The sequence below is a fragment of the Deltaproteobacteria bacterium genome (assembly GCA_005879535.1).
GTDB lineage: Bacteria > Myxococcota > Myxococcia > Myxococcales > 40CM-4-68-19 > 40CM-4-68-19.
This window is the reverse complement of sequence record VBKI01000047.1, coordinates 200,650-225,004: the sequence shown is the minus strand read 5'-3', so window position 1 is coordinate 225,004 and position 24,355 is coordinate 200,650. Positions and strand designations below refer to the sequence as shown.

Annotated in this window: 24 protein-coding genes; 17 read left to right on the top strand and 7 right to left on the bottom strand. The window is 69.0% G+C overall.

What is annotated here, in order from left to right:
- Positions 1-3 precede the first annotated feature (3 nt).
- From E6J58_04675 to E6J58_04665, 3 genes are all read right to left on the bottom strand, one after another.
- Positions 4-1,563, bottom strand: a complete 1,560-nt coding sequence (locus E6J58_04675) for an enoyl-CoA hydratase/isomerase family protein (GenBank protein ID TMB40998.1) — start codon at positions 1,561-1,563, stop codon at positions 4-6.
- Positions 1,560-1,871, bottom strand: coding sequence for a hypothetical protein (locus E6J58_04670; protein TMB40997.1), 312 nt, complete (start codon positions 1,869-1,871; stop codon positions 1,560-1,562). The genes E6J58_04675 and E6J58_04670 overlap by 4 nt, the downstream gene beginning before the upstream one ends.
- A 94-nt stretch (positions 1,872-1,965) precedes the next feature.
- Positions 1,966-2,820 (bottom strand): fatty acid desaturase, encoded by an 855-nt coding sequence (locus E6J58_04665; GenBank protein TMB40996.1) that lies wholly within the window; start codon positions 2,818-2,820, stop codon positions 1,966-1,968.
- A gap of 137 nt (positions 2,821-2,957) precedes the next feature.
- Here E6J58_04665 and E6J58_04660 point away from each other — a divergent pair, with 137 nt between their 5' ends.
- The 5 genes from E6J58_04660 (at position 2,958) to E6J58_04640 (ending at position 7,630) form a co-directional block, all read left to right on the top strand.
- Positions 2,958-3,962 (top strand): 2-keto-3-deoxygluconate permease, encoded by a 1,005-nt coding sequence (locus E6J58_04660; protein TMB40995.1) that lies wholly within the window; start codon positions 2,958-2,960, stop codon positions 3,960-3,962.
- Between the two features lie 3 nt (positions 3,963-3,965).
- Entirely contained in the window at positions 3,966-5,162 is a 1,197-nt protein-coding gene (locus tag E6J58_04655) for a four-carbon acid sugar kinase family protein (protein TMB40994.1), read from the top strand.
- Positions 5,159-6,154 (top strand): 4-hydroxythreonine-4-phosphate dehydrogenase PdxA, encoded by a 996-nt coding sequence (pdxA, locus tag E6J58_04650; protein ID TMB40993.1) that lies wholly within the window; start codon positions 5,159-5,161, stop codon positions 6,152-6,154. Before E6J58_04655 ends, pdxA begins: the two co-directional genes overlap by 4 nt.
- Positions 6,155-6,223: 69 nt before the next feature.
- A complete protein-coding gene (locus tag E6J58_04645; protein ID TMB40992.1) occupies positions 6,224-6,772 on the top strand; it encodes a hypothetical protein in 549 nt (182 codons plus the stop codon).
- A 78-nt stretch (positions 6,773-6,850) separates the two neighbouring features.
- Positions 6,851-7,630 carry a hypothetical protein gene (locus E6J58_04640; GenBank protein ID TMB40991.1) on the top strand — a complete coding sequence of 260 codons (780 nt, stop codon included), beginning with the start codon at positions 6,851-6,853 and terminating at the stop codon, positions 7,628-7,630.
- Positions 7,631-7,649: 19 nt separating this feature from the next.
- On the opposite strand, the gene E6J58_04635 is transcribed toward E6J58_04640, so the two are convergent.
- The 3 genes from E6J58_04635 to E6J58_04625 form a co-directional block, all read right to left on the bottom strand.
- Complete coding sequence (locus E6J58_04635; GenBank protein TMB40990.1) at positions 7,650-8,057, bottom strand: hypothetical protein; 408 nt, start codon at positions 8,055-8,057, stop codon at positions 7,650-7,652.
- Complete coding sequence (locus E6J58_04630; protein TMB40989.1) at positions 8,054-10,585, bottom strand: tetratricopeptide repeat protein; 2,532 nt, start codon at positions 10,583-10,585, stop codon at positions 8,054-8,056. The genes E6J58_04635 and E6J58_04630 overlap by 4 nt, the downstream gene beginning before the upstream one ends.
- A gap of 448 nt (positions 10,586-11,033) precedes the next feature.
- Complete coding sequence (locus E6J58_04625; protein TMB40988.1) at positions 11,034-11,954, bottom strand: histone deacetylase family protein; 921 nt, start codon at positions 11,952-11,954, stop codon at positions 11,034-11,036.
- A 176-nt stretch (positions 11,955-12,130) separates the two neighbouring features.
- On the opposite strand from E6J58_04625, the gene E6J58_04620 reads away from it, so the two are divergent.
- On the top strand, positions 12,131-12,712 hold the full coding sequence (locus E6J58_04620; GenBank protein TMB40987.1) for a porin family protein: 582 nt from the start codon (positions 12,131-12,133) through the stop codon (positions 12,710-12,712).
- Positions 12,713-12,755: 43 nt separating this feature from the next.
- Here the strand turns inward: E6J58_04620 and E6J58_04615 are convergent, their stop codons facing one another.
- Positions 12,756-13,904 carry a DNA/RNA non-specific endonuclease gene (locus E6J58_04615; GenBank protein TMB40986.1) on the bottom strand — a complete coding sequence of 383 codons (1,149 nt, stop codon included), beginning with the start codon at positions 13,902-13,904 and terminating at the stop codon, positions 12,756-12,758.
- Positions 13,905-14,019: 115 nt separating this feature from the next.
- Here E6J58_04615 and E6J58_04610 point away from each other — a divergent pair, with 115 nt between their 5' ends.
- From E6J58_04610 to E6J58_04560, 11 genes are all read left to right on the top strand, one after another.
- Positions 14,020-14,703, top strand: coding sequence for a DUF2807 domain-containing protein (locus E6J58_04610; GenBank protein ID TMB40985.1), 684 nt, complete (start codon positions 14,020-14,022; stop codon positions 14,701-14,703).
- Positions 14,704-14,868: 165 nt separating this feature from the next.
- Positions 14,869-15,801, top strand: coding sequence for a hypothetical protein (locus E6J58_04605; GenBank protein TMB40984.1), 933 nt, complete (start codon positions 14,869-14,871; stop codon positions 15,799-15,801).
- Complete coding sequence (locus E6J58_04600) at positions 15,798-16,376, top strand: hypothetical protein (GenBank protein ID TMB40983.1); 579 nt, start codon at positions 15,798-15,800, stop codon at positions 16,374-16,376. The genes E6J58_04605 and E6J58_04600 overlap by 4 nt, the downstream gene beginning before the upstream one ends.
- Positions 16,373-17,881, top strand: a complete 1,509-nt coding sequence (locus E6J58_04595; protein ID TMB40982.1) for a hypothetical protein — start codon at positions 16,373-16,375, stop codon at positions 17,879-17,881. Before E6J58_04600 ends, E6J58_04595 begins: the two co-directional genes overlap by 4 nt.
- Positions 17,878-18,990 carry a hypothetical protein gene (locus E6J58_04590; GenBank protein ID TMB40981.1) on the top strand — a complete coding sequence of 371 codons (1,113 nt, stop codon included), beginning with the start codon at positions 17,878-17,880 and terminating at the stop codon, positions 18,988-18,990. The genes E6J58_04595 and E6J58_04590 overlap by 4 nt, the downstream gene beginning before the upstream one ends.
- A gap of 47 nt (positions 18,991-19,037) precedes the next feature.
- Positions 19,038-19,715: a hypothetical protein gene (locus E6J58_04585; GenBank protein TMB40980.1), complete on the top strand. Its 678-nt coding sequence runs from the start codon at positions 19,038-19,040 to the stop codon at positions 19,713-19,715.
- The gene (locus E6J58_04580) at positions 19,715-20,491 is read left to right on the top strand and encodes a hypothetical protein (protein TMB40979.1); all 777 of its coding nucleotides are present in this window, start codon (positions 19,715-19,717) and stop codon (positions 20,489-20,491) included. The genes E6J58_04585 and E6J58_04580 overlap by 1 nt, the downstream gene beginning before the upstream one ends.
- Positions 20,492-20,494: 3 nt before the next feature.
- Positions 20,495-21,127, top strand: a complete 633-nt coding sequence (locus tag E6J58_04575) for a hypothetical protein (protein ID TMB40978.1) — start codon at positions 20,495-20,497, stop codon at positions 21,125-21,127.
- A gap of 3 nt (positions 21,128-21,130) precedes the next feature.
- Positions 21,131-22,777, top strand: coding sequence for a hypothetical protein (locus tag E6J58_04570; protein TMB40977.1), 1,647 nt, complete (start codon positions 21,131-21,133; stop codon positions 22,775-22,777).
- Positions 22,778-23,013: 236 nt separating this feature from the next.
- On the top strand, positions 23,014-23,745 hold the full coding sequence (locus tag E6J58_04565; protein ID TMB40976.1) for a hypothetical protein: 732 nt from the start codon (positions 23,014-23,016) through the stop codon (positions 23,743-23,745).
- A gap of 419 nt (positions 23,746-24,164) precedes the next feature.
- The gene (locus E6J58_04560) at positions 24,165-24,344 is read left to right on the top strand and encodes a hypothetical protein (GenBank protein ID TMB40975.1); all 180 of its coding nucleotides are present in this window, start codon (positions 24,165-24,167) and stop codon (positions 24,342-24,344) included.
- The last annotated feature ends 11 nt before the right edge of the window (positions 24,345-24,355 follow it).

The window sequence follows — 24,355 nt, the reverse complement described above, 5'->3', positions numbered from 1 at the left end:
CGGCTATCGGCCGAGGACGCGGGCGGCGTCGCGCGCGAGACGGGACGTTCCCGACCCAACGTGACGGAGGAGCCCTCCGCGCACCGACGGGAACCCGAAGAGGACGGCCGCGAGCAGATCCGCCTGCGAGGGATGCGTGAGCTCGCGTCGGCGCAGCGCCGCGATGCACTCCGCTGCGATCGCCAGCGACACGCGCTCAGCGACAGCTCCTGATCTTCCGCCTCCGCGCAGCCGGTGCGCGAGGGGCGGCGGCAGGCGGTAGCCGAATTCCAGCAGGGCACCCCGCGCCGGGCGCTCGCCGGCGGCGTCCAGGAACGCTTCCAGCAGCCGCTCGCTGACGAACCGTTCCCGCGCCCGGGTCACCACGGGCGAGAATCCCGCCTGCTCCAGCACCTGGAACAGCGGCGCGCCACGCCGCCACGGCGCCTCGTCCACGGCGGGAACGATCTCGATGAGCGGAATCTCCGCCTCGGGAAATGGCAGCAACGCAGCGCAGTCGGCATCGCCGTCGAGCGTGCCGATCGCGCAGGTAAAGGCCCCGGGCACTTTCGCGGTGGAGAAGGCGATGGATCCGCGGTGCTTGATCTCGATTCCAGGCAGGCGACGCTGGTCGAGGATCCGCGCGAGCTTTCGGAGCGCGGGCGTGCGCCGTTCCACGGACAGCGCGACGTGCTTCGGGCGCTGGTACGCGGCGCTGCCGATCGCATGCGCCTTCGCCGCCTGGCGCACGAAGAAGAAGGACATCGCGCGCTCCGACTCCTTCGTTCCCACGCTCCGCCAGAACCCGGACAGCTCCTCGCGCAGACCGTTCTCCAAACGATAGCGAGGCGTGAACGGAAGCCGCGCCAGGCGCAAGCATTCCCGTGCGAGGCGTCGCTCGGGCCCGGGCAACGCATCGAGATCCGGCGGCGGCGACTTCCTCGCCGCGCCCGGAGAGCGCTTGGGCCAGCCAGCTTCCCGCAACCGCGAGAGCAACGCACCCACGGTCCCCTGGACGCTCTCGCCGGCGGCGAGGCGATCGACGAGACCGATGCGCATTGCGCGGCGGGCGCCGATCCGCTCGCCGAGGAGCATTTGCATTCCGTTGCGAAGGCCGAGGAGGAGGGGGAGGCGCTGCGTTCCGCCGAAGAGGGGAATGAACGCGTAGTCGCGCAGCTCCGGCATGTAGAAGTGCGTGTCGTAGCTGTCGCGGGCGATGCGGTAGTCGCAGGTCAGCGCGAGCTCGAGCCCGCAGCCGTAGCAGTTCCCCTCGATGGCCGCGATGGTCGGAACCGGCGCCGCCGCCAGCCGCTCGTAACAGCGCTGCAGCGTCCGGGCGCGCTCCATCGCGGCCCCTTCCGCGTGGGACGAAGCAGCGAGCAAGAGCCCGACTCCGTTCACGAAGCTGCCGGGCTTGGCGCTCCGCAGCACCACCGCCCGCGCTCCCGCGTCGAGTCCGGCCTGGAGCTCGCGCTCCAGCTCCAGCGCGACCGCCGGCGTGAAGACGTTCACGGACGAGCCGCGCGTGTCGAGGGTCAGGTAGAGGATCCCGCCGCGCAGCGAGCCAGTGCAACCAGCAATCATCTTTTGTCTGCGGCGAGAAAGCGGGCGAGCGACTCGACAGTCAGGTCGGCGGGATCTTCGACGCTGGCAATCCACTCCGGCAGGAAGACGGGACGGCCGAGCTGCTTCTCGAGCAGCATGGTCAGCTCGACCACCTTGAGCGAGTCGAGACCGAGATCGGCGAGGATCGACGCCTGGGGGGTAATCCGGCGGCGCAGCTTCTTCGGAACGAGCACCTCGAGGGCGCCGCGCACCTGGGGGAACAGCTCGGGATCCTGCTTGCGGGATCGCGAAACCAGAACGGCACCTCGCTCGGGCGGCCGGCCCATTCCAGTGATAGTCGACGGTGAACGCCGCCGCTGTAAAGGATTGGACGGTCACGTGCGCGCTGCTTCGCGCACGTGGACGCACCCCTGGAAGAGACTAGAGCACCTCTTCGGCGGGAAGCGCCGGCGCCCTCTGTCGGAGAAGCGGACGTACGAAGTACGTGTAGCCCACGTACCGCAGCCAGGACTCGACCAGCAGGGAGGAATGAATCGAGGCGGCGTGCTGGCTGTGCAGGTGCGGGAGCTCGGACCAGTGAACGCCGGGCTTGAGGTGGTGGACGGTGTGATAGCCGTTGTTGAAGAGCAACGCGTTCAGCGTCCGCGAGATGAAGTTCCGGGAGTGGTTCCACTGGCTGTCGGCGTCAGTTTCGATGTGCTGCAGGTAGTTCACCACCTGGATGGAGAAGAGCGCGACCTGCTGCGGAATGAAGAAGAAGAGCAGGGTCTTGCGCCAGTCGGCGACGAAGAGCGCCGCCATGCTCCCGAAGAAGACCGCGTACTCGGATGCGGCGGAGTAGAACGCCGCGCGATCGCGCTTCCACAGGTCCTTGAGGAAGGCATTGATGTCCTTCGTCTGCGCCAGGTTCGTCAGGGTCGGATACACCAGCAGGGCAGCCAGGTGGTTCCCCTCGAACCACTTGGGAGAGCGCGAGCTGTCCCCGGGCTTGTTGTTGAGCTTGTGGTGGATCTGGTTGTGCGTCGGCACCCAGGCGACGGCCGGATGGCCGTAGAAGATCGCGATCCAGTAGCTGGTCAGGAGATTCAGGCCCTTGGACTTCCACATCCCGAGATGATTGTGGTTGTGACTGATCACCGCGGTGGTGAAGAACATGAACAGCGTGACCGGGTAGAGGACCGGGTGCACGGCCCCGAGCGTCCAGTTCACGGCCGTGAGCAACGTCGTCAGGGCTAGATAGGCGAGCGTTCTACGGTCCGCGCGGTAGCGTAGCATCCGGGGCTCTCCTGAGGGGGAGGGAGGCAACTTAGAGCACGGGTGTCATTCGGTTGTCACGTAATCCCTCGGGACGCTCTGGCGATTTTGCGGCTGCATCCGCAGTCTGTTCGAAGGCCATCGCACGGAGGCCTCGCATGCAGGTCCCCATCAAGCGCACGATCGAGGGCGTCCCGGGCGGGATGATGATCGTCCCGCTCTTCTTCGGCGCCATCATCCGCACTCTCGCGCCGGGCACCCCCACCTTCTTCGGCTCGTTCACCGGCGCGCTCTTCACCGGCGCGCTGACCATCCTCGCGGTGTTCTACGTCTGCATGGGCGCGACCATCGAGTTCCGTGCGACTCCCTACATCGTGAAGAAAGGCGGAGCGCTCTTCGCCGCGAAGGTGAGCGTAGCGGTGATCGCCGGAATCATCCTCGGACGGATCTGGGGTGAAGCGCCGGTGACCGCGGGCGTGCTCGCCGGTCTCTCGACGCTGGCGGTCGTGGCGGCGATGAACGATACCAACGGGGGCCTCTACATGGCCTTGATGGGGCAGTTCGGGAGCGCGCGCGACGTCGCGGCATACTCGATCATGAGCGTCGAATCCGGTCCGTTCCTCACCATGGTGACCCTCGGCGTGGCCGGCCTCTCGGCCTTTCCCTGGCAAGCGCTGGTGGGCGCCATCCTCCCGCTCGCGATCGGCATGATCCTCGGCAATCTCGATCGGGAGATGCGGGACTTCCTCGCGCGCGCCGTGCCGGTGATGATTCCCTTCTTCGCCTTTGCGCTGGGGGCGAACATCGATCTGACGGTAGTGTGGAAGGCGGGCCTGTTGGGGATCTTCCTCGGCGTGGCAGTGGTGATCGTCACGGGCGCCGCGCTGTTCGTCGTGGACCGGCTGACCGGCGGGAACGGAGTCGCCGGGCTGGCGGCAGCCTCGACCGCGGGCAACGCCGCGGCCGTGCCGGCCATCGTGGCCGCCGCGAACCCGGTGTACAAACCCGCGGCGGCGTCCGCCACGGTGCTGGTGGCGACGAGCGTGGTCGTCACCGCCATCCTGGTGCCGATCGTGACCGCGTGGTGGTATCGGCGGGTCGGCCGCCCCGGGGCTCCAAAGGAGCGTCTGACGCAGGCGCAGGCGGAAACGGCCTCGGTGTGAAGCATGCCGGAGCTGACCATCATCGCCGACGATCTGACCGGCGCAGCGGATTGCGGGATTGCGTTTGCTCTCGCCGGTTTGCCCACCTTCGTGGCTTTCGGAAAAGGACCGCCGCCCGGCGACGCGCAGGTGCTTGCGCTGGATACGGACAGCCGTGCGGCCTCGCCGGAGGAGGCGTCCCGGCGTGTTCATGCAGCCGCGAAGGATGCCTGGGGACGGGGCGCGCGGACGCTGTACAAGAAGATCGATTCCACCTTGCGCGGCCACGTCGGCGAAGAAGTAGCCGCCGCGGTCGCCGCCGGGAAGGAAGCGGGGCGACGACCCGTGGTCATCGCAGCCCCCGCGTTCCCTGCGCTCGGCCGCACGACCAGTGGCGGCAGGGTGTTCGTGGATGGCGTCCTGCTGGAGCGCACCGAAGTCTGGCGCAAGTCGGGGATGACCGGCCCCGCTGACATCGCCAGTCAGCTCCGGGCCTGCGGCCTGCGCGTGGCGGGAGCCGACCTGGAGGCCGTCCGCAGCGAAATGCTTCCGCGCGGAGCGGAGGCCATCGTCTGCGACGCCGACCGCGAGGAGGATCTGCGCCACGTAGCCGAAGCGGGCGCCCGTCTCGACGCCGCGGTCGTCTGGGTCGGCTCCGGCGGACTCGCGCGTCACTTGCCGGCCGCGCTTCGCTTGCGCCCGGCCACCACCGCCGCGCGCCGCTTTGCTCCTCGCGAAGGGCCGGTGCTGGCGCTGGTCGGCAGCCGATCCTCGGTGGCGCGAGAGCAGGCGCGCGAGCTCTGCGCGCAGCCTGGGACGGCGTGCATCGAGCTCGCGGCGGATGCGCTGTTCTCCGAGCGCGAGGTGCCGGAGGCTCGCAATGCCCTGGAGGCGGGCCGCGACGTCGTCTTGATCATCGGCGCCGGCGACGAGGTCGACCTCTCCCATTCGCTTCGCCTGGCGACGGCCCTGGCCAGGTTGGCGGCTCCGCTCGTCGGCCGCGTTGCCGGGGCCATCGCTACCGGCGGCGACATCGCCCGGGCGCTCCTGGCTGCGCTCGGCGCGAGCGGCGTCTGGCTGGCAGGGGAAGTGGAACCCGGTGTCCCGATCGGCATCACCGATACCGAGCCTCCGCTGGCCGTCGTCACCAAGGCGGGAGCATTCGGGAACCCGTCCACGCTGAAGCGCTGCCGGGCAGCGCTCGGCACGAGGAGCACTTGATGGCAACTCCGGTCGTCGGAATCACGATGGGCGATGCCGCCGGGATCGGTCCCGAGATCATCGTCAAAGCCCTGGGCGTGAAAGGGGTCTACGAATGGTGCCGTCCCGTCGTCATCGGCGACGCCAGGCGCCTGCGCAAGGCGGCGGAGATCGTCGGCGCCAGGACCTCCATACACGCGGTGCCGGACCCTGCGAACGCCGGCCGGCGTTTCGGCGAGATCGACTGTATCGACATCGCGCTGGTGCCCGAGGATCTTCCCTTCGGGAAGCTGTCGGCGGCAGCGGGAAACGCGGCTTACCACTTCATCGCCCGCGCGGTGGAGCTGGCGACGGCAGGAAAGATCGCCGCCATCTGCACTGCGCCCCTGAACAAGGAAGCCCTGCATGCGGGAGGGCACGTCTACCCCGGGCATACCGAGCTCCTGGCGAAGCTCTCGAACACGCCGGAAGTCTCGATGATGCTGATGACGCCCAAGATGCGGGTGATCCACGTCACCACGCACATCGGGCTCCTCGACGCGATCGAGAAGATCGAGCCCGGCCTGGTGGAACGCACGATCCGGCGCGGGCACGAAGCGCTGGGGCGCGCCGGAATCACGCGTCCGCGGATCGCGGTGTGCGGGATCAACCCGCACGCGGGCGAGCACGGGCTGTTCGGGCGCGGCGAGGAAGAGAAGAAGATCGGCCCGGCCATCGAGTCGCTGCGCCAGCGCGGGATCGGGGTCGAAGGCCCCCTGCCCGCGGATACGCTCTTCTTCCGCGCCGGCCGGGGCGATTTCGACCTGGTAGTCGCGATGTACCACGACCAAGGCCACGGGCCGGTGAAGGTGCTCGGGCTCGAGGCGGGAGTGAACGTCACCGTCGGGCTCCCGTTCGTGCGCACGTCGGTCGATCACGGCACCGCTTTCGACATTGCCGGCACCGGCCAGGCGGACGAACGGAGCATGGTGGAGGCGCTGCGGCAGGCGGTCGCGCTCGCTCCCAAGGCATGAGTCCGGGGTGGTGGAGCCGACCACACCGTCCACTTGAAACGCATCGCGGCAAGAAGCGACGCTCGCGCGATGCGACCGTGCCCGAAGTGCAAGACGGCGACGCTCGCGGCGCTCGCTCCCGACCGGGTCAGCGATCCCGACGTCATACCGCCTTCGCGCTGCGTGACTTGCCGGGGCGTGTGGCTGCCGCACGACGCGATCGAGCAGCACGTCGTGCCGCCCTCGTCGGACAGCGACGGGGTGCCTCCCGGTGCCGACGGATTACCGGGATTCTGCCCGGGGTGCCTCGGTCTGCTCGTGCGCGCGCGCGTCGAAGGGACGCATCCTTTCCATCTCGACCGCTGCCCCGCCTGCGCCGGAGTCTGGTTCGACGCCGGTGAGTGGGCGGCGGTGGCCAGCACGGAATGGCTCACGCACCTGGACGATCTGTGGGATCCCGCGTGGCGCCGTCGAGCCCGCGAGCAGCAGGCGACGAAGCGTCACCTGCAGGAGATCGAGCGCGCGCTCGGCGCCGAGACCCTGGCGCGCGTGCGCGCCGCCATCGAGGCGCTGCGCAACCATCCGGAGCGCTCGCTCGGTCTCTCGTACCTGATCGAGCAGCTCCGCGCAGCGCGCTGAGTCTGTCCGGTCCCCGACAGACCGTGCGCCCGCGCGCCTCCATCCCCATCGTTCGGAACAGGACGGAAGGGGGGAACCATGAGGAAGATCGCGGAAATGGCGGCGCTGTCCTGCGCGCTGTTGGCGTGTACGTCGGTGAAGATGGTCCAGCGCGAAGGCTGCTGGGTGAAGCAGACGGAACGGACGCTCGGGGGGACGACCGAAGAGCTCGGCTTCTGCAGCAAGCAGCGGCCGGAGTGGGCCGAGGACCGGCTCGCGCGGCTCGTGCAGGAATGCATGGCCCAGGCGGACTACCGGTGGGAGAACCGCGCGCTCGCGGCGTGGACGCGGAACGAGCCCATTCCGCCGCCCGAGTCGGACGAGCAGATCTCGAAGATCTGCATGAGCCAGGCGGCGTCGGCGCTCGGACTCGAGGTGCAGAACGATGCGCTCAAGTCGCGGCTCTCGGACCTGAGCCAGGATCGGGAGAAGCTCCGCAACGCGAGCGACAAGGACCGCGAGTTCCTCGAGCAGAGCAGCGACAAGATGATCACCGCGCTCGGCGAGGCTGCGAAGAAGCCGACTCCGTCGGCCGTCGCGACGGCGACGAGCACCGGGACGGCGAAGACGGAAAGCGATCAGCGCAGCGCGAGCCAGCCGGCGGCTCCACCGCCGCCGACCACGGTGGTGCTGGCTGCGCCACCGCCGACGACGACGGTGGTCAATGCGGCGCCGGCGAGCCCGAAGCCACTGGCCGCGCCTTGTCCGGCGAAGCCCAAAGCGGGCAAGGCGGCGGAGAAGGTCCCTCCGGCATGCGACAAGGCGGCTCCGGAATCCGGTGCGGTCGACAAGACGGCGTCCCGCGACCACAAGAACTGAGCCGGGCCGTACTGTCCGTCTAGTTGACGATGATGGACGGACAGTACACGTCCGCGACCAGCTCGTCATCGGTGACGCCGATGACGCGGTAATGGTGCACTCCGCGACCCAGCCTGCTCACCTTGAGCGTTGTTCCCGCGTCGTCTGGAATCGGCATCGGGATGGTCAACTGCGGGGGCTTCTTGGGCGAATCATCCTTCTTCGCATCCAGCCGCGTCACCGGCAGGGAGAACTCGTACCCATCGACCGGCTTGTCGAAAACGACCCAGACCTTGGGCACCGGGGCATGGGGGTGAAGCGCAAACTTCACCTGGTCGCCTTCCCTGACGTGCACGGTGCTGGGCACATATGTGAAATCGTAAGGCCCTTCGGGGACACCTGGCCCTTGGGCGGACTGGATGACGATCCAAACCGGCGCGCTTTTCATGGGACCCCCTTGACGAGTCGTTGATACCGGTCGTCGCGCCGCAACGAATCGAGGGGCGGCGCGTTCTCGATCTCCTCCTTCGAATAACCTCTTGCAAGCGCATCGCGCACGGACTGCAGGGCCCTTTCGCGCATTCCGTTCTCCTCGAAGACGAGCGCCGACCGGAACAACACCAATCCTTCCTCGCGTCCGTCCCGCAGTGCCTCCTCGATCTCTGCGAGCGCCTCTTTCTTCTCACCCGCGAAGACCTCGTACATTGCGAGCCGCGAACGGAGCTCGGCGTCGCGCGAGTTGACGCCCAGTTGCCTGCGAGCGTGTGCCGCGGCCTCGCGATAGCCGCGAGCCGCGTCGGCGGCCTTGCCAGGCACGTAGCGCAGCGCGTCCGCATAGTTTCCCCAGACGCGGTCATCCGCGGGATCGAGCTCCACCGCCTTGAGGAACATCTCCGCGGCGTCGCCGTATCGCTTCTGGAAATAATACGTCATTCCCAGATTGGAATACGCAGGAGCGGTGCGGTTCAGCGCAAGCGATCGCTCGAGGAGGGCCGCGGCATCGGAGTAGTGCCCAAGCCGCAAGTGCATGGCGGCAAGGTTGGCGTAGCCGTTGTAGTTGTCCGGCGTCAGCTCGATGACGTGTCGAAGGGGCGGAATGGCGTCCGCGATGCGGCCATGGCGGTTGTAGAAGAGTCCCAGGTCCTTGTATGCCGCCCAGTAATCCGGCCGGACCTCGATCGCGCGCTTGAACGTCGCCTCGGCATCCTGCACGCGGCCGGCGTCGTCGTAGGCTCGCGCAAGCTCGCGGGTTGCATCCGGACTGCGCGGCTCCAGGTCGAGCGCGCGCTGGAAACTGGCGATCGCCTGAGGGCGTTCGCCGGCGACGCGGTGAAGCAGACCCATGGTCACGTGCGCCACCGCCAGGCGATCGTCGAGCTCCACCGCGCGGCTGGCGCTGAAGCGCGCGGTTGGAATGAGGGTGGAATCCTTCAAGCGCTCGAACTTGCGCAGGAGCGCCTCGGCGCGACCTGCCCAGGCTGCCGCGTAGCGTTCGTCGCGCGCCAATGCCTTGTCGAACAGTGCGAGGGCCGCTTCTACGCTGTCCATCCGATCGAAGCGCTGCAGGTACCCCCTTCCCTGAAGATAGAATTCAAAGGCGCCGGGAACCGGGTCGCCACCTGGGCCGATCGCGCGGTTCGCCTCCGGCCGCAGCTCCAGCTCCAGCATCTCCGAAGCGCGCCGGAGGAGGATTGTCGCGAGGGCTCCGGCCTCCTTCCGTTCGACGTCGGCGTCACGCGCCGACAGAACCAGCTGCGTGCCCGTGTCCACCAGCTCCGACGTCACCGTCAGCCGCTCGCCCGACCAGCGCAGCGTGCCGGTGAGCGCGAGAGTGGCGCCAAAGACCCGCCGCGCTTCGCGCGCAGTCGAGATCCCTTCTCTTACGACCTCATTCCCGGAAACTACGCGTAGGGTTCCCTGGAACTGCTCCAGCTGGCGGAGTTTGTTGTTCAGCACCTCTGCCATTCCTGCTGCGAAGGCTTCGCCGTCCGGTCCGCCGCCGACGGATCGGAAGGGGAGCACCGCAAGCTGCTTCAGCGGCCGCTCCGCCGCGGCACTTCCGCGCAGGCGCGCGACCGAGTCGCGCAGCGCGGGAGAGGTGGAAAGCGCGAGCGTGATCCCGATCGCGAGCAGGAGCAAGCCGACGTCCAGCAACAGACGCCGGCGGCGACGAGGCACTGCGGCCACCAGCGCCCCTTCCAGCTCGGCACCGGACGCGTATCGCGCCGCGGGATCCTTCGCGAGGCAACGCCGGACGATCCTTTCGATCGACCTGGGAACTGCCGGCGGGAGCGGCGCGGGCTCCTCGTTGAGGACGGCGAACGCGGTCTCAATCCGCGAGGCGCGCGAGAACGCGCGCTGGCCCGAGAGCATCTCGTAGAGAATGGCGCCAAATGCGAACACGTCCGCGCGGGGGTCCGCTTCGCGCCCGCGCACCTGCTCGGGCGCCATGTATCCGATGGTGCCGATGACGGCTCCGGTCTCGGTGATTCCCTGCTTCGGCTCGGGACGGACGGCGAGCTTGGCGATGCCGAAGTCGAGAATCTTCAACACGCCCTGCCCCGTGATGAAGAGGTTCTCCGGCTTCAGGTCGCGGTGGATCACCCCCTTGGCGTGAGCGGCCGCGAGTCCGTGCGCGAGCTGGCGGGCGTGGTCGAGCGCGACCTCGGCGGGAAGAGGTCCGCTGCCGAGCGCGTCCCGCAGGGTCCGGCCGTCGAGCAGCTCGGAGATGATGTACGGGGCCCCGTCGTGCGTGCCGATGTCATGGACCGCGACGACGTTGGGATGATCCAGGGCTCCGGCGGCGCGCGCCTCCTGCTCGAAGCGGAGCACGTCGCGGGCGTCGTGGTCGCCCGGCGGCAGCACCTTGAGCGCGACGTCCCGATCGAGCTTCAGGTCGTGCGCCACGAAGACGCGGCCCATTCCGCCGCGACCCAACTCGCGCTCGACCCGGTACCGATCGCCGAGCAGCTGCATCGTTGCTCCCGCCGGCAGGCTGCTCCGGCGGAAGGCGTGCGTCAATGGGCTCGTCCAAAGTCGGAAGGCGCGGACCAGGTCTCCTTCCGCGCCCCCCAGGCCCCCCTTGAGCTCCGCGGACACGGCGCCGCCGGATGTCCGCGAGGAGAACGGCGCGAGCGGCTCAGGAGACAGGCTTCGCGGTTTCCGCGACCGCGGGTCCGTTCCCGTCGATGGGCGTCGCCTTGTCGGGCGGTGCGATCAAAAGCGAAACCGTATACGCGGCCGCGACCATCCAGGCAGCGATCAACATGACCGGGAACCCCCACTCGCGCAGCTTCTGCATTTTCGTACCCTCCTTGCGCGCTTCCTGGAGCACCGAACGTGCCAATGCGGGTTGGGCGCTGGACGGCCGGAGGGCCATTTGCGCCGGCGAAACACGGTGGCGCCACAGAGGCGCCACGCCGGCCTACCCGATCAATTCCTGAAGGTGCACGGCGACGCACCGGCCGAGCACGTCGAGATCGTACCCGCCTTCCAGCAGCGAGACGATCCGCCCGCCGGCGCAAGCCTCGGCGACACGCCTGAGATGGGCGGTGACCCAGGAGTAGTCCGGCTCGACGAAGCGCAAGAACGCCATACCGTCGTCGCGATGCGCGTCGAAGCCGGCCGAGACGAACAGCATCTGCGGCTGGAAGCTTTCCAGCGCAGGAAGCCACTCCTGCTCGACGGCGGCGCGAAACTCGCGGCTGCCGGCGCCCGCCGGCAACGGCACGTTGACCATCCGCTCCGAGCGGCCCTCGAGTCCGCTCCCTGGATAGAACGGGTGCTCGAAGGTCGAGACCATGAGCACGCGCGGATCGTCGCGGAACATGTCCTCGGTGCCGTTGCCGTGATGGACGTCGAAGTCGGCGATGGCGACGCGGGAGAGACCGTGCGATTCCAGCGCGTGCGCCGCGCCGACGGCCACGTTGTTGAAGAAGCAGAACCCCATCGCACGGGCGCGCTCCGCGTGGTGACCCGGAGGGCGCACCGCACAGAAGGCGGCTTCCGCTGCGCCGGAGATCACCAGGTCCGTGGCCAGGACGGCGGCTCCCGCGGCGCGCAGCGCAGCTCGCAGCGTGTGCGGATTCATTGCGGTGTCGGGATCGATCTGCACCATTCCCGCGAACGGAGCGATCTGCTCGAGCGAATCCAGATAGGCGCGGTCGTGCACGCGCAGGAGCTGCTCGCGCGTCGCGAGCGGCGCCTCGTGGCGCGAGATGACGTAATCCAGACGTGACGTAATCAGTTTGTCCTCGATCGCCGCGAGACGCTCCGGCCGCTCGGGGTGTCCCTCGCCCATCTCGTGCAGGAGACAGTCGGAATGCGTGACGAACGCGAGGGCCACCGCGAAGACGATATCGCGACGCGCGGATCAGGTGTGAGAGCAGGCGAAAAACGCTCCGCGCGGAGCACTTGCACGCGTTGAAACCCCCTATCCATGTGCCCGTACTCTCTCGACAACCAACCGAGCGATCGCACGGGCGCACGGTGCGCCGGGTCTCGCTCCAGGAGAGCATGGAAATGAAGAAACTGATCACGATTGCAGCAGCCCTCGTTCTTTGTCTGTCCGTCTCGGCGCGTGCGGAGAGCTCGCGTCGCTCGACGTCCGTCTCCGGCAGCCACGCCGACAAGTTGCTCCTCGGCATCGATGGTTCGTTTGGTCTTCCCATCGGCAACTACGCTGACGTGAACGGCGTTGGCGGCGGCGTGCTGCTGACCGCGGAGTACCCGATCATCGAGCAACTGGCCGCCACGGCCCGCATCGGGTTCAACTACCAGCTCGACAAGAGCCCGGTTGCTGGCACGGACGTGCACGTGCACTCGGTCCCCGTCCTGCTCGGGGCGAAGTACTACCTGATGCCGGATCACCAGGGCATCTTCGGGGCCGCCGAGATTGGCATGTTCGACCTGATGTCGAGCGTCTCCAGCGGCGGCACGTCCGGCAGCTCGAACGACGTCAAGTTCGGCGGCGGCATCGGCCTCGGCTGGCAGATGAAGCAGTGGAACGCGCGCGTGAACCTGCACTCGCACGACTTCGGCAACTTCGGCGACCTGATGATGGTCTCCGCTGGTGTCGGGTACCAGTTCGCGGGCCTGTTCTAAATGCATTGCCCGCGCAGGGGCACGCCGCGGTGGCGTGCCCCTGCTAGGGTTCCCGGTCGATCCGATCGAGCAGCACCTCGCGGACCTCGTGCGGCACGTCCGCGAACAGCGTGAACCCGGTGGCGTTCTCCACGTCCCGGGCGCTCACGCGGAAGGAACGCCAGTCGGCTGACCTCGAGACTGTCGCGTCGTTCGGAACCAGCACGGAGATCACGCGCGTCTGCTCGCTCACCTCGGCGATGCCCTGCCCCGGTCTGTCCAGCACCACCGCCACCTTGAACGTCGCCGATGGAACGGCGACGGCGCCGGCGCCGATGGTCCTCTGCGGCTGGCCGAACAGCCCGCCGGCCACGACGGCGATCTCCTTTCCCGACTCCGCGAGCTGACGCAGGTACGCTTCGAGGCGCGCCCAGGGCCCTCCGTTCGCGGCGTCGGCCTGTGGGACGACGTTCGTCAGATAGAACGTGCTGCGGTTGTCGGACACCGTGGCCGTCCGGTCTTCCGACGGACAGACATGGCCGCGGTCCCACCCGCTTCCTGCATAGTCCCAGAGCTGCGCCTGCGGAATCTCTTCCGGAAACGTATCGTCCGTTCGGAAGTCGTTCTGCCGCGCGACCGATCCGAGCCACTGCGCGTTCAGCTCCCAGCTCACCCAGTTCGGGACCCTGCGTGAGCCGTCGTAGGAGACGACGTACTGCGGCTTGACCGAGAGATAAGCGGTTACGCTCTCCACGCTGCTGGACGCGGCGCCGGGAAGGCCGAGCGCGGTATGGGCGCTGACGGAGGCACCCACCGCGTTGAGGACGGTGATTGCGACGGGAGCCGAGGCGCCCGAGTTGCCCTCCCCGTCGTAGGCAATGGCCGTAAGCGTGTGCGCGCCGTTATCGGCGGCGAAGGAGCTCCAGGTCACGCTCCAGGGCGGCTGCCGGGCCGTGGCGAAGGCCCGGCCGTCGACCGCGAAATCGACGGAGACGACTCCGACGTCGTCGTCCGCGTCCGCGCTCAGCGCGATGGTGCCGCCGATGCGTCCGCCGGGCGCCACGCCGTGCAAGGCGGCCGTCGGTGACGCGGCGCCGCGGTGGGGTCCGCCGCAAGCATCGTTCCGGCATCCCGGATCGCAGCGGAGACTTGGAAGACCGGCAGCGAAGGCGGCGATGGCCAGGATGGGGCGCACGAGATCGGCAGATATCAGCGCGTCCCGCTCGCCGGCATCGGCCGCGTGACCGAATCAGGGCGACGAAATACGGTCTTGGAGGTGCCGTTGAAACCGGATCGCGCCCAGGATCACCACTGCGACGGAGGCCCCCATGCCGCGCTGCGCTCTCGCTCTCGCTGTCGTCTCGCTCTCTTCCACCGCCGCTCTCGCCCGCGCGGAGGAACGCAATGTCCCCGATTTCAACGCCGTCAACGTGGCTTCGGGAATCCGGGCGACCGTCGAGATCGGTCCGCGCAGGCCGGTCCGCGTCGAGGCCAAGGACGACGTCCTCGACCTGGTGGAGACGCGCGTGGAGGACGGGGCGCTGCACATCGGATTCAAGCCGCACTCCCGCTGGAAGGGTGAGAGCCGGGTGACCGTGACCATCCAGACGCCGGACCTCCGCGCCATCGGCGCCAGCGGCGGCGCGATCGTCCGCGCCACCTTCACCCGTGCCGACGAGAGCGCGATCGAGGTCAGCGGCGGAAGCGAGATCCGCGCGCGCGGAATCGACACAGCCCGTCTGTCGGTGCACGGATCCGGCGGCGCGCAGCTGGACGTCCAGGGCCGCGCGGACAGCCTGGATTTGCAGATATCCGGCGGCACGCGTCTGCATGGACGGGATCTCTCCGTGAAGGACGTCGACCTGCAGGCCAGCGGCGGTTCGGAGGGCGACCTGCGGGCGAACGGCCGCATCCGCGGGAGCCTCTCCGGCGGATCGGAGCTGCACGTGCGTGGCGGAGCGAAGGCAAGGGTCGCGACGTCGGGGGGCTCGTCGGTCGAGATCGAGGATTGACGGAGGCGGTCGAAATCGCGCAATGCGTGATGATTTGATTTGATATCGTTCGCGGCATTCGCTGATAAGTATTGAACAGGACAGCCGCGCGGAACAGTCGAGCCGTGGTCGATCGTAGTCCTGTGGCCGGCAATGGGGGGCCGACGTCCGACTAGCGTGTTCGGCATGCGCGCCGCTTTCTTCGCGCTCCTGCTTGCAGGATGCGGCGAGGTTCATTTCGTCGACCCGAATCCGCCACGACTGTTCACGACGTCGGCGACGTACACATCCGCGGCCATCGAAGAACCCGTGGTCTGGATCGCCATTCTCGATCTCTTCTTCGAGGACACTACCGGCTGCGATTGGGCCAGGCAGGCGACGCTGCTGGCGGTGCGGCAAGGATTCGCTTCCTCCGGAACGCGCCAGCTCGAGCTGGCGGGGCAGGATCTCTCACCCGATTGCCGGGAGCGGGGGCGGGTGCCTCTCGATCTCGATCGGGTGCGGGCGGGATTCGATTCGGCGTTGACCACTTTTCCCGGCGCGCACGTCCGTCCGGTGATCGTCTACGTCGATGACGTCGACCTGCCGACTTCCGCAGAGACGTTGGCCGCGCTGCACGCGGCGCGGTCGCTGTCCGATCCACCCGCCCTGATCTGGACGATTTCGCATCCGCCGGTGGCGGGCCAGCTCGCCGCCGACCGCGCAGTGGCCTGGAGTTACGCGGGCGACGCCGACCTGGTGAAGCGGGTCGGCACGGCGGTGAGGACGGATCTGCCGCTGCAGACCACCGCGGCGCTCAGCAGCGGGCCGGTCCCGCTCTTGACTGCTTCCCAGCTGGAGAGCACGCGGGAGTTCAAGCTGTGCAAGAACCCTGACCCAGCAGCTTCCAATTATCCGCCGGTGGGACCGGCGCACGTCCTCGATCGCGCCCATCCTCCCACGATCACGTTTACCGTTCCGCAGCTGGTCGCAACGCCGAAGTCGCTCTTCGAGACTTCCACCTTTGACATGACCGTCGAGGGCTGCACGGCGAACTGCGATCGCTACTATGTCGACGAACCGGGCGCGGATCCCGCCCGGTGGGACGAAGCCCGGCGCTGCCTGGTGAGGAACGGATGAAAGCCTTTCTCCTTGCAGCGCTGATCGCGCCTGCGGCATTCGCGCAGCAGATCCGCATCGAGCCGCGGCTGTTCGTCAAGGACCACCACTACTTCCTTTCCGGCGGCCTGACCTGGCTCGAGCGCGGCGATTACTACAACAGCCCGGGCGCGGTCTTCTCGGGCGCCTACTATCTGCGGGAGAGCGACGCCATCGAGATTCGCGCCGCCCTGTTCGCCTCCTGGCTCGGGTCTTCGGGGTCGCAAGTCGTGAACAGTACCGGGCTCGTCCCTGACGCCCACAAGCCGGTGTCGCTGGTCGCAGCGGGCTGGCGGCACTCGTTCACCTACGGAAAGGTCGCCCTGGGCGGCTCCGTCGTGCACTTCGACGTGCAGGGCGGCGGCGATCTGGGAACGCTTCTCACCGACCGGGCCCTCACCCCGGCCGCTTGCGGGTTCGTCGGATTGGTCGCGCGCCTGCGCGACCGCCTCTACGGCCAGCTCGATCTGACCGTGGTCGGCTCGCTCGAGCATCGCAGCTCGTCGGTGTTCGCGGTTGGATTCTTGCCGGTACTCACGGTCGGAGGTTGGCTGTGATCGCGGTCCTCCTCCTTCTCACCCCATTTCTCGACGCCTTCTGGGAACGGGACCTCGGCGCGCTCCACCGCGAGCTGCAGGAGAACCGGACCGGCGAGCAGCGCGAGCTCTTCGCGGACCTCCTGCGGCTCGTCAGCTGCGATCCGCTGGACAAGCTCGCCGAGCCGGACCCGCTCCGCGCGATGGTGCGCGTGGAAGAGGCGCGCCGCGGAGCGCCCGACACGATCTGGTCGGACGTGCTCCGTGACGACTTCTTCCGGCGGACGGTCTGGAATCCGGACGCACGGAACGCGCTGCTCTGGCCCGACGAGGAAGAGCGCTGGCCCGGCGAAGTGCTGCGCGTCGGTCCCGTGCCATCGAACTGCAGGAAGGCCGCCAAGGGCGCAGGGCCCTTGCCCCTGCTCACTCCGGAGCTGGTCAAGGCGCTGCCTCCCGAGCCCGCCGCGCGGGCTGCCTACGAGCGCGCAATCCTGCTCTGGCGCAAGGGGTCGACGGAGGGTGCCGCCGCCGTCGAGGTCCAGCGGCTGCACCCGAGCTTGCGGCGCGCGACGCAATTCCTGCGCCTGGAAGCGAAGCTCGATCCACCGGAGGGCTGGCTCCCGCTCGTTGCGGAGTGGCCGCAATTGGCGGTGGTGACGCGGGCATCGGCGGAGCTCTTGCGACAGCGTCGATACGAGGAAGTCGTCGACCTCACCGCATCCATCGAGCTCCCGGCGGACGCCACCCGCGCGGAGATGGTCCGCGCAATCCTCTGGGCGCGGGCCGTCGCGCTGCAAAGCATGGGGCGCGACAAGGAGATGCTGGAGGTGCTCGCCCGCGCCCGATCGCTGCCCGGCAAGGGCAAGGGGCAGGAGGCGATCCGCGCGCTGGCGATGTCCGCCCTCGCCCGTCAGCCGGCGGATCCGGCGCGGCTCGAGCCCTTCATCGGCGTCGCCGGGCGGGACGCCGCCTGGACGGAGCTGGCCCAACGAGCGCTCGCCGCCGGAAACCTCCAGACCGCGCGCGATGCGGCGCTCCAGCTGCAAACGGCAAGCGACCCGCGCTGGCGCGCGCAAGGATTGGCGCTCGCCGGCGAGATCGGCTGGGCCTCCGGAGAGGTGAAGGAAACGCAGGCGGCGCTCGAGCGGCTCTTCACGCAGCGGCTGCGGGTCGCCGAGCGCGAGTCGCGCGACTCGGCCGCGCTGCAGCTGGCGCACGCGATCGTGCTGAGGGAAGCCGAGGGCGGTACCCACCGCGACGCGCTGAAGTCGCAGCTCGCCTGGCTGCGCGAGCGGCTGCCCACGAGGGATGCGGCGCAGATCGAAGCGCTCGTCACCTCGCTGCAGCCGGCGCCGGACGAGGGCGAGCAAAGGCTCGCGCTCGGCCGGATCGACGTCGTGCGCACACCCGAGCCTCCGCCGGAGCCCGCCGTGCTCCTCGATCTCCCGGAGCCGGCCTCGCTGCTTGCCATTCCCGGTCCGGATGGAGCTCTCCACGACTGGTTCGAAGCCCGAGGTCCACCATGATCGCGCTCGCATTTCTCTTCGCGCAGGCGGTGGCGCCATCGCAGGAACCGCAGGGCGAATTGCCCGCGGCGGCGGCGATCCATGCGCGCAAGAAGGCAGAAGCGGCCCACCCGAACCGCGTCGAGGGGACGATGGTCACTCCCGGCCACGACGTGAGGGCCGACGACATCGTCGACGAGATGCTCGACGAGTTCTCCGTCGACATCGCGCGTCTGGGAGCGGCGAAGATCAGTCCGGTACTGCTCGATCGCGTGCGCGTCTCCGCCAACATGAACCCGGAATATGCGCACATCTTCGAGGCCCGGCTGGCCGCGGCCGTGTTCAAGGCCGCGAACCTGGCGCTGGTGCGCTGCGCGGAATGCGATGCGACGCGCAGCCGCGTGGAGGGGGGCGAATGGGTGGTGAGCCGCGGCGTCACCACGCGCGAGCAGGCGCGCGACGTCGCGAAGAAGTATGGCGCGCGCACGTTCCTCGACGTCGCCCTGACCATGCGCGAGGAGCCCGCGTCCCTTTCCATGGACGTGGAGGTGGTGCGCGCCGAGGACTCGTCGATTGCGTTCGCCGAGGGATACCGCATGGATGCGGATCGGGCGATGCTCTACCGGGGCGCCGACCGCGCGCAAACGCGCGAGGAACGGCTGAAGGAGCTGGAGGACAAGCTCAACCAGCGACCGCGCTACACGGCTGCCATCGAGCTCGGAATGATGATGGTCGACGCGAAGAGCGGCGCATTCTGGGGCGGCATCGGCCGGTACCGCCTGACGGAGCGATTCGGCGGCGACAAGGAATGGGAAGCCGGCCTGACGGCGGCGGGTTTCTTCAGTCCCAACCACCTCGGAGCGGGCATCCTCGGGATGATGTTCCAGGGCCGTGCCGGGCGGGGCAACGTGTATCTGTCCGAGTTCTGGTTTGGCGTCGACGGGGGCGTCTTCGTGACCGGCAACGGGGCGAATACCGCCCTGCTCGGCGCAACCATGCGCTGGCAGGTCGGGACGCGGATCGGGCTGCACGGGGCGCTCCGCTACATGGTGCCGTTCACGGTCGGCAGTGCGGCCGAGCAGTACGGCGGCTTCAGCCCCGAAGTGGGATTGGGGTTCCTATGGAACTGAGACTCGCCGCGTCCGCCTGTCTTCTGCTCGGCTGCGCTTCGGAGCCGATGAAGCGGCTCGTGATTCCGGAGGAGATGCGGCGGCCGCTCGCCACCGGGCAATCCGTCGGCGAAGCGTCTGCCGGCAATGCCCAGGGATCGAAGATCACCGGCGTGGATCGCTATGCCGTCGGCTCCGACGACCCGGCGAAGGTCGCCCCGCGGCCTGCGGCGGCAGCGCCCACCACCGTCGCCGGCGCCGCCACACCGAAGCCCGTGCCGCCGCCGCAGAAGCTCGTTTCCCCTGCCGTGCCGACCCAGTCCTCCCAGCGCTACATGCTGCGGCTGGTGGACCGTGGCCGCGTCTGGGAAGTCGAGCTGCCCGAGAGCACCGGTGGCTACGAGGTCCGCATTCCGCTCGGCCAGGGAATCGAGACGCCGACCGCTGCGGACCAGGAGATGCTCGCGGGCAAGACGCCGCCCGAGGGCCGATCGAGGAGCTATCTGGCGACTCTCGCCAAGCTCTCCGAGATGTATTCCGCCCACCGCTACGAGCTGGCGCTGATCGAGGTGGTCGATCTCGAGCAGCAATACCCGAAGGACGCGCGCCTGTTGGCGATGAAGGGATCGCTCTACCAGAAACTGGGGAAGGCGGCCCTCGCGCGCGAGGCCTGGAAGAAGTCGCTGGAGATCGATCCGTCCGACACCACGGTTGCCGAAGCGCTCCGCGCGCTGAAGGAGGAGTGATGCACGTCGCGGTCGGAATGTTGGGGTTTGCCGCGGTGCTCGCCGCCACGGTCCTTCTGGAGCAGCGGGAGGCGGCCTTCTCGGGACTGATCTACCGTCCCGCGCTCCTCCTGCTCTGCGTCGGTCCGCTGTTCATCTCGCTCATCTCGCACAAGCTGGAGGAGATGGCGGTCTGCACGCGCACGATCTGGAAGGCGATGCGCTTTTCCGCGGTCCGCTCCCGGGCCATCCTCCACGACGAGCTCTCACGGTTCGCGGCGGGAGTGCGGCGTGGCCGGCCGGCGGAGGCGCTGGCCATCGCCGAGGGCGCACAGCACGAGCTCTTGCGTCAGCTCGCGCCGCTCGTCGTCAAGCAATACTCGCCCGACGACATCGAGCGCACCGCGGCGACGGCCAGCACGGTACTTGCTTCGGTGATGAAGCGGAGCGAGGACGTGCTGACTTCCCTGGCCCGCGTCTCCCCTGCGGTCGGCCTCGTCGGTACCACCCTGGGGCTGATCACGCTGCTCAAGGATCTGCGCAACTTCGACCATCTCGGTCCTTCGATGGCTCTCGCCCTGCTCTGCACCTTGTACGGGTTGGTGCTGGCGAATGGCGTGTATCAGCCTCTCGCGCGGCTCGTGCACGTGCACGCGGTGGTCACGCTGGAGGAGGCACGGCTGCTGTCGCGCGCGCTGATTCTCGTCGGAGAAGGAAAGCCATTGGCTGACGTGCGGGCCCTGTTCGGCGACGACGGCTCCGGCAGCGCCCCGCGCGTCGAAGTGGCCCTCGGGTAGCGCATGGCAATCGATACCCGCGAGCTGCAGGAAGAGAGCGCGCAGGACGAGCTGTGGCTGATCAGCTACGCCGACATGCTCACCCTCCTGGTCGGATTCTTCGTCCTCATCATTGCCTCCGTTCCGATGAAGCGGGCGCAGTTCGAGCGGATTGCCGCGGCGCTCACCGGAACCCACCAGGCGCCGCTCGAGGACCTGCGCGACAAGGTCGATGCGCTCATTGCCCGGACCCCGGAGCTGAAAGACAAGGTGCGAACCCGCGACGACGCGGAAGGCCTCGGGATCGAGTTCCGCGACGCGCTGTTCTTCGACTCCGGCAGCGCCAGGCTGCGCGAAGAGGCGCAGCCGGCGATCGGCGAGATTGCGCGTCTCTTGCGCGAGCTGCCCGGACGGCCAGTCACCATCGAGGGCCACACCGACGACGTGCCGATCAACACCTCGTCGTTCCATTCGAACTGGGAGCTGTCGTCGCAGCGCGCGATCAACGTGCTGCAGGCGCTGCAAACGAGCGGAGTCGCGCGCGACCGGATGAGCGCGCGCGCTTACGCCGACACGCGGCCGCTCTCCCCGGCGGCCGAGCAGGACGTGGAGCAGCGCAGGGCCTCGAACCGGCGTGTCCTCATCCGGGTGGAGTAGATCATGTTCCTCCTGATTGCAGCGGCGATCGCGGCTGCGCCCCTTGCTGGCGCGACACTGCAGCACGAGGCCGAGGAGCGCGCTCGGGCGGACGCCACCGACCTGCTCCGGACGCTCTGTCCGGAGCAATGCGTGGTGCTGTCCGTCGCCGCGCGCGTCGACGAAGAGGACGCGGGCGGTGAGCGCACTCCCGGATTCGACACCCCGGGCGCGCGGACGGTCCCGGTTCTGCGCTCGGTGAGCGCGAACATCCTCGTCGACCAGCGGCTCCCCTCCGCCTTCCGGTCGCGCATGCGCGCGCTGATCGGGCAGAAGCTGTCGGCCGCGGGGGTGCCGGCGACGGTGCAGGTCTCGCAGGTGAGCTTCCCGCCGCGGAACCCGCCACCCTACGTGGACCCGCAGCCGCAGACCCCGCCGGAGAAGGCGTCCGAGCCGGAGCAGAAGCCAGAGCTCGCCGCGGCGGCGCCGACATCCTCGCGCATTCTCGACAAGTTGATCGACTCGGCGCCCGTCCTCGCCATCGCGATCTTGCTCGGCGGCGTGCTGCTGGTGCTGGGTGGCCTCTTCTACTTCGCCGCGCGCAGGCCGCCGGAGCCGGCGTATGCGGATCTGCCCCTCCTCGAGGGGGCGCCGGAATCCTCGCCCGAGGCGCAACGCGACGACGCATTCCCCGCCATGCGGGCGCGGAAGCTGGAGAAGCAGCTCGTCGACGATCGAGCGCTCCGCAACGCCGTGGTCCGGGAAGCGTTGGGCAAGGGAGAGCACGCCCTGGTCGCGCGCTGGGTCCGCGAGCTGGGCGAGTTCCTGCTCGAGGACCTCCGCGGCGACGGCGCCCTCGCGCCGGCGCTGAAGGCGCTCGCATCCGAGGTCGCAAAGCCGCTGGATCCCGCCCTGCGCGCCACCACCTTGCAGGCGCTGGAAGGACGCACGCTCGCCACGCGGCTTTCGCGAGCCGGCGAAGCGGACGCGTTCGCGTTCCTCGAGGGCGTGCGCCCCGAGGCATTCCTGGCGGCCTGGCGAGGATTGTCGCCCGGCGCGCAGGAGGTCGCGCTCAGGCTCGCGCCGGCGCACCTGCGGGCCGCTGCGCTGCGGGAGCTTCCCGCCGCGCAGCGGCAGGAGATCGCGCTCACCTGGGCACGAAAGCCGGAGGTCAGCGCCGGGTACGCGCTCGCGGCGGCCGACGAGCTGCGTGCACGGATCGCCGACCTGCACGCCGGACCGAGCGCCGCGGATCGCGCTCTCGCGGACATGCTGGATTCGCTCTCGCGCGAGGAGCAGGACGCCTTGTTGGAGAAGCTGCGCCGGGAAGGCGACAGCCGCGCGTTGCCGGGCCTGATGACCGAGTCCTCCCTGGCTTCGGCGCCGCTCGATCTGCTCTCCACGGCGGCGCTGGCCATCGGGCCGGCGAACCTCGTCGCCTATCTCGCCGGCGCAGACGAGACCGTGCGGACACATGTGCTCAAGGCCTGCCCGCAGCGGTTGCGCGCGGAAGTGGAGGAGGAGCTGTCGATGCGCAATGGCGTCTCGCGAGAGGCGTTCCTCGGCGCCCGCCGCGACATCCTGCGCAAGCTCCGCGAAGAAGCGGACCGCATCGGGCTGCAGCCCGCCGACGTGCGCTCATGGCGTCCGCGCGTGGTGGCCGCGCCATGAACCGCTGCCTCCTGGCAGCGCTGGTTCTGGCGTGCACCTGCGCGTGCATGTACCAGATCGATCTTCCTTTGGTGCCCGACGGCGGGGGCGGGGGTGGAGGTGGTGAAGGCGGAGGCGGAGGCGGAGGCGGTGGCGGAGGCGGTGGCGGTGGCGGAGGAGGAGGCGGTATCGACGCAGGTCCGGGACCTATTCCGGGAACGGGGAAGAACGGCGACACCGGCACCGCGGTCCTGGTGATGCTCCGCATCGACCAGGGCACCGCGAATCTCGCTACGCCCCTGCAGGTCCTCTTGAAACAGATTACGACCTCGCTGACGCAGCAGGGACTGCTCGTGACCTCGGTTGCGGTTTCCGAACTGTACGCCGAGGAGACGGTCTGGGCTTTGAGGGATGTCCCGAACAATCCGGTTCCCGATACGCTCGCCGTAGTGTTGCGCGACGTGTCCGCTTCGCGGGCCGGTACCCTGCCGACGACCTGCCCGACGGATGCGCTGCTGAATGAGGGCGCCGCGCTCTGGGCGTGGACCTACGCAGGCAGAGTGCGGCCTTTCACGCCGGGGCCTGGGGCGCTGATGGTCATCCTGATCGACGCCGGCGCCCGGCCGCACCCCCTGAGCGACTGTCGCGCGGACGATTTCTCGAATGCGGACCCCGTCCGATGGGCCCGTCTCGATCGCATCCTGCGAATCAGGCAGACGCTGTTCCTGATGCTGGCCACTTCCGAGAATGGCGACCTGACCGCGCTGCGGCAGCGGTGCGCCGCGATTCCCGGTTTCCCGCTCGCTGCGCTCGACGTCCTGGCGCCTTCGTCGATGGGGTTCTTCGACCCGTGGGCCGCGCAGATGAATGCGCGAAAGCCCGACCTGGCAAGCCGCATCGATCTTTGCGATGCGCTCGGCTCCGGCGCGTCCGCCTTGTGGGGAGACATCGCCAAGCGCTGGTACCAGGTGCTGGAGACGCTGCGGTGACGGCGGTCGCCGCAAGAACGCTGTCGGCGCGACGCCGCGGGCGGCGATTGGCGCGGCCGGTGCGCCAGGTGCGTCGGCCTCTGGCGGGTGCGCGGCGAACGAAGAGGCGTTGGCGCCTCGTACTCCTCGCTGTCGCGGCCGTCCTGGTCGTGTGGGCGTTGTGGCCCGGGGCGCCAGAGCAGGATCAGCCGTCCGCCTCGGGGCCTTCGAAGGCGGCTGAGAAGACGCCCGGCGCGGCGAGGCCCGATGACGCGCCGACGTCGACGCCGGCGTCGACGGCGCCGTCCCAGCGCCTCAGGCCTGCACAGCGGCCACCGCTACAGCGCGCCCCTCGGGATCTCCTGCTCGCCGCCGTCCGGGCCCGCGCCGCGTCGCTGAGCCCGTGCGTTCCGGGCGACGCAGCGACGCTATCTGTACCGGTGCGCCTGCGCGTCGCGCGGACGGGCGCGGTAAAGGGCCTCGAGTTCACGGGTGGCGGACCGACACCGCTCGTAGCTCAATGCCTCCGCAAGGTAGCGACCGGCTGGAACTTCCGGGACGTCGAGTTGCCCTCGGACGTCGAGCTGTTCGCTACGCTGGCGCTCAGCCCGGGCGCTTGATCCCGCTCGCT

Coding starts and splice junctions, on each gene's coding strand:
- E6J58_04675 (TMB40998.1), bottom strand. CDS start 1,563: ATGATTGCTGGTTGCACTGGCTCGCTGCGCGGCGGGATCCTCTACCTG.
- E6J58_04670 (TMB40997.1), bottom strand. CDS start 1,871: ATGGGCCGGCCGCCCGAGCGAGGTGCCGTTCTGGTTTCGCGATCCCGC.
- E6J58_04665 (TMB40996.1), bottom strand. CDS start 2,820: ATGCTACGCTACCGCGCGGACCGTAGAACGCTCGCCTATCTAGCCCTG.
- E6J58_04660 (TMB40995.1), top strand. CDS start 2,958: ATGCAGGTCCCCATCAAGCGCACGATCGAGGGCGTCCCGGGCGGGATG.
- E6J58_04655 (TMB40994.1), top strand. CDS start 3,966: ATGCCGGAGCTGACCATCATCGCCGACGATCTGACCGGCGCAGCGGAT.
- E6J58_04645 (TMB40992.1), top strand. CDS start 6,224: ATGCGACCGTGCCCGAAGTGCAAGACGGCGACGCTCGCGGCGCTCGCT.
- E6J58_04640 (TMB40991.1), top strand. CDS start 6,851: ATGAGGAAGATCGCGGAAATGGCGGCGCTGTCCTGCGCGCTGTTGGCG.
- E6J58_04635 (TMB40990.1), bottom strand. CDS start 8,057: ATGAAAAGCGCGCCGGTTTGGATCGTCATCCAGTCCGCCCAAGGGCCA.
- E6J58_04630 (TMB40989.1), bottom strand. CDS start 10,585: ATGCAGCTGCTCGGCGATCGGTACCGGGTCGAGCGCGAGTTGGGTCGC.
- E6J58_04620 (TMB40987.1), top strand. CDS start 12,131: ATGAAGAAACTGATCACGATTGCAGCAGCCCTCGTTCTTTGTCTGTCC.
- E6J58_04610 (TMB40985.1), top strand. CDS start 14,020: ATGCCGCGCTGCGCTCTCGCTCTCGCTGTCGTCTCGCTCTCTTCCACC.
- E6J58_04605 (TMB40984.1), top strand. CDS start 14,869: ATGCGCGCCGCTTTCTTCGCGCTCCTGCTTGCAGGATGCGGCGAGGTT.
- E6J58_04600 (TMB40983.1), top strand. CDS start 15,798: ATGAAAGCCTTTCTCCTTGCAGCGCTGATCGCGCCTGCGGCATTCGCG.
- E6J58_04590 (TMB40981.1), top strand. CDS start 17,878: ATGATCGCGCTCGCATTTCTCTTCGCGCAGGCGGTGGCGCCATCGCAG.
- E6J58_04585 (TMB40980.1), top strand. CDS start 19,038: ATGAAGCGGCTCGTGATTCCGGAGGAGATGCGGCGGCCGCTCGCCACC.
- E6J58_04580 (TMB40979.1), top strand. CDS start 19,715: ATGCACGTCGCGGTCGGAATGTTGGGGTTTGCCGCGGTGCTCGCCGCC.
- E6J58_04575 (TMB40978.1), top strand. CDS start 20,495: ATGGCAATCGATACCCGCGAGCTGCAGGAAGAGAGCGCGCAGGACGAG.
- E6J58_04570 (TMB40977.1), top strand. CDS start 21,131: ATGTTCCTCCTGATTGCAGCGGCGATCGCGGCTGCGCCCCTTGCTGGC.
- E6J58_04565 (TMB40976.1), top strand. CDS start 23,014: ATGCTCCGCATCGACCAGGGCACCGCGAATCTCGCTACGCCCCTGCAG.